The sequence below is a fragment of the Corallococcus praedator genome, assembly GCF_003612125.1.
In the GTDB taxonomy this organism is placed as follows: Bacteria; Myxococcota; Myxococcia; order Myxococcales; family Myxococcaceae; genus Corallococcus; species Corallococcus praedator.
This window is the reverse complement of sequence record NZ_RAWI01000629.1, coordinates 1-3,403: the sequence shown is the minus strand read 5'-3', so window position 1 is coordinate 3,403 and position 3,403 is coordinate 1. Positions and strand designations below refer to the sequence as shown.

Here is a 3,403-nt window from a genome sequence, read left to right as displayed (position 1 = left end):
CACCACGACGCCCCTGCCGCCGGGGCTGAGCCCATCACCGCCCCCGCCCCCGCCCACCATGCTGTAGGCCACGGTCAGGGGGCTGGTGGAGGAGTTCACCTGCTTCAGGTAGGAGGTGACGGCCTGGATGCAGACCTGCAACCGGACCGTGAAGTGCTGGGTCGTCCGCTGGCCGCTCGCGTCCTGGACCTCCAGCGTGATGTCCGTGTCCATGACGCCCGAATCGGCCGGGGCCGTCCAGGTGACGTCGCTGCGCGATGCGCTGGTGACCGGAGCGCCCAGGGTGCCTTGGCTCGCGCTCCACGTGAACGTCAGCGATTCCCCCTCCGGATCGGACGCGGTGGCGAACAGGTGCATCGTGTCTCCCGGCCGGACCTGCGCGGCGGACTGGAAGACCTGCCCGATCACCGGCGGCAGGGTCGGCAACTGGAGCAGCACCACGTTGAGTCCCATCGTGCCCGTCGTGCTGCCTCCGCGGCCATCCACCACCGCCACGGTCAGCCTGCACAGCCCGCCCACCGGAGCAGGCGAGGGGGCCGCCCAGGTGGACCGGGCCGTGGCGGTGTTGCTGAAGGCGCCGCCGCAGTCATCGCTCCAGGCGTAGGCGAGCGCGTCACCGTCCGCGTCCACCGCGCCCACGTCCAGCGTCACGGTGCCGCCGGGCCCCACCTGTCCGAACGGGGTGCCCGTCATCTGTGCCACCACGGGCCAGGTGTTGAACGAGACCGCGACGTTCGCGGCACCCACCGCCTCCAGCACCACGACGTTCAGGGTCACACCCGCCTGTCCGCCCCTGCCGTCGCTGACGACGACATTCAGCGCGTAGGTGCCCGGGGTCGCGGGAGCGGTCCAGGTGGGGCTCGCCACGAGCGCGTCGCCGAAGGCTCCACCGGTCGCCGTCCAGCTGTAGGCGAGGACATCCGCGTCCGCGTCCGTGGCGGTGAGGCTGAGCGCCACCGCCTGGTTCGAGCGCACCTGATAGGCGGACGCGGCGACGCCGGAGATCCGGGGCGCGCTGTTCTGGAACGCGGTGGGCGGCGTGCGCTGCTGGAGCTGCAGCAGCACCGCGGCCGTCTGCGCCGCTTCGATGGTGACCCCCGTCACCTGACCCTCGTAGATGACGGTGTTGCTCGCGTCGAAGGCCTGGGCGTTGAAGGTCCGGTCCGTCCCCACGGGGATGTTTCCAATCCCCCCGGTCCACCGGGTGCCGGTTTCCTCCAACGACGCGGTGAGCAGGGACATGCCCGGCCCGTGGATCGTCAGCTCCACGCGGGCCACGTCGGAGGCCTCCAGCTTCTGTCCCTGGAGGCTCACCTGGGCATTGCCCGTGGCATCCTCCTGCGCGCAGCCAACCAGCGCGGCGCAGAAGGACACCATCGCGCACAGCATCCACATCCGTCTCTTCCGGTGCATGAGGCTCTCAGTCTCTTGGGGGGGAACACAGTCCTGGGCCTGCGGCGACAGGGCGACCGAGTCCAGTGTTTGTGTCGACGCGAGACTGTACTGACAAGGAATGAAAGATCAACGCCGGACAGGAGAGACACCGTGGAGTCTGGGTTGACTCCGGGTCTGTCTTGTTTCAGTGATACAGGCCCGGGCGCGAGCGCCTATTGAGCGGAGGCGAGCAGGTTGAGCATGGAGCCCATGAAGAGGTAGCCGGAGCCTCCGTGCAGTGGCGGCGGGGCGTTGTTCCGCATCCACGCGACGAGCTGCTCCGGAGTACCGCCAGGGTTGGCCGTGCGCGCCTGCTGGTAGAGACCCATGAGGAGGTTGAAGCCCGTCACCTCGACGGTGGAGTTCGTCCCGGGAGGCACCACCAGATCCAGGACGCGGCCGACCTCCTCCGGGCTCAGCTCCAGCCCCTGGGCAAGGAGCGCCAGGCGGGTGGTGTCCGTGAAGCGCGGGATGATTTCGTTCATCCGCTGATAGTCGATCCCCAGGCTGGCCAGCTCTCGCACCTGGGTGCCGTAGTTGAACCCGAGGTTGACTCGCATCTGCGCGTCGGGGATTCCCAGTTGGGTCGCGCGCTCGATGCTTGCCTTGGCCGCCTCCTCACGGTGGATGCCCTTCTCCCAGGCCTTGCCGAGTTCCGTGAGGACGAAGGTGGTGGCGGCCACGCCGATTCCCAAGGGACCGCCGACGAGCCCGAACACGGAGGCCGTGGAGACGATGCCGCCGACAGCCTGCGCCCCGACCTGGAGGTAGGTGCCATTGTTCCTGTCCGCCTGACTGAGGAGGTTCAGCACCCGGAGCCCCGAGGTCGCCGCGCCCAGGATGGTGCCGAGCTTGCCCAACAGCATCGGTGCCCCGCCAAGTTCCGACTGGAAGCCAATCCGCGTGACAACGCTCCCCACCCCCTTGAGCGCCATGCTGACGGCCGACGCCGTCATGCCGGCGTTCCCCAACGGTTGGATGAGCAGGTTGAGGGCGGCCGGATCCTGGAGGAGCTCCGGACTCTGGATCATCGCCATGGACAGCGCCGCGGAGACCAGCGCGGTGGCTCCCGGCGTGCCGAGCTTGCCCGCCTCCGCCGCCAGGTTCTTGAGGGCCCCCACGTTTCCGGAGGCCACACTCGCCAGGGCGCCCAGCATCACCTTGGGGTCGGCTCCGAGGATGCGCTCCTGGACGCCCTCGGGCATCTGCTGGATGAGCGCCGTCACCCCCGCGATGGCGTTGTCGGAGGACTGGCCGGAGGCCAGGGCGCTCGTCAGGGTGGCGTTGATGGCGGGGCCGTAGACGTCCTGCTCCAGATACTGACCCGCGGGGTCACCGAGCTGTTGCAGCAGCTGGTTCTCGGACGCGTTCAGGTAGGCCACCGCCGTCGCCGCGCGCGGCGAGTCGGCCACCAGCATCAGGGCCTGCTGCACGGGCACGGCATGCAGCCCGAGCATGTACGGCGAGATGCCCTGGACGTCCTTGAGATAGGCCTCGATGTTGGCGCCTTCGGCCTCCAGGTGGTCGGCCAGTTCACCCACGGCGGCATCCCGGGCCGTGTAGGCCGCCGCGTGCTCGGTGCGGAAGGACTGGATGAAGGCATTGCGCTCCTCGGGTGTCAGGAGGGGGCCGATGATGGCCAGCTCCTCCGCGAGCTTCTGCTCCACGGCATCCAGGCGGGCCTCGGCCGCCTGGGCATTCTTCACGCGCGTCTCCAGCACGGCGTACGCCCCGGCCCCCGTGAGAGTGCGGGCCTCGGAGGCTTGCTGCACGCCGCCCGCCGTTCCATCGAGGAACATCGGCTTCATCGTGTTGCCGGAGCCACCCGCGCGCACGGGCGCTTGCTGGAGCCCCGTGGCCGGCGTGCCCCCGTTCTGCGAGGACCACTGGCGCAGCGCGGCCTCGCGACGGTGGGGGGGCTCGAAGAGGCTCTGCTGCCGCGTGGGCGTGCGCAACGGCTGCGGGGGGG

The 3,403-nt window shown here is 69.7% G+C and carries 2 protein-coding genes; both read right to left on the bottom strand.

Annotated features, from left to right (window positions below):
- Positions 1–1,413, bottom strand: a 1,413-nt coding sequence (locus tag D7Y13_RS40050; protein ID WP_439329256.1) for an Ig-like domain-containing protein, incomplete at its 3' end; no start/stop codon positions are given.
- 194 nt (positions 1,414–1,607) lie between these two features.
- The coding region (locus D7Y13_RS46145; RefSeq protein ID WP_158626196.1) for a hypothetical protein at positions 1,608–3,403 on the bottom strand (1,796 nt) is incomplete at its 5' end.